1 protein-coding gene is annotated in these 665 nt (G+C 28.4%); it reads right to left on the bottom strand.

Features of this window, described 5'->3' with window-relative positions:
* On the bottom strand, positions 1-414 hold a 414-nt coding region (locus IDG60_RS19205), incomplete at its 3' end, for a hypothetical protein (protein WP_206161073.1).
* Between the last annotated feature and the right edge of the window lie 251 nt (positions 415-665).

Here is a 665-nt window from a genome sequence, read left to right as displayed (position 1 = left end):
TGTTTGGAAATTTGGCAATTGCTGTAAAGCTTGAGTTTTATTTCCATTAAACGGATAAATTTGACGTGCAACCGGCGCGGCATTTTGTCCATAATATGGTGCAACGTAACTTGATTTTTGATTATTATTCGCTTGGTTATTATTTGTTTGGTTTTGGTCATTGTTTGTTGCATTTGAATTAGATTGTTGCTGGTTATCGTTTGCACTATTATCTTTATTATCTTTGTTTACGTCTTTACTATCATCTTTATTATCTTTCTTATCTTTAGATGAATCATTTGTTTTTTTATCTTGTTGTTCAGTTTTCGCTTTATCATCTTTTTCTTTATTACCGTCTTTTTGTTGGTCACTATCTTGACCACATGCAGCTAAAAATAATGATAATGCTAGTAACCCTGTAACTAATCTTTTCATACATATCTCCTCCTATAATTCGATATTCATTGAATAATCTTGAAATACATATCTACCATGTGTATCTTTTCATGGCTTGTTACCAAAGACGTCAACATTAATATGATCTGAATTATCACAATATCCATAACTACAATCTAAGGTTCTTTTTATTATACCCTAATTTTTGTTCATTATTATTTAATTTTTGTGAATTTTATGTTTTCTATAAATTTAATTATTTTACTTTAACAATTCATTACGCATTTAGC

The organism is Staphylococcus sp. EG-SA-2 (assembly GCF_017152085.1).
This window is presented reverse-complemented; position numbering and strand designations above follow the sequence as displayed.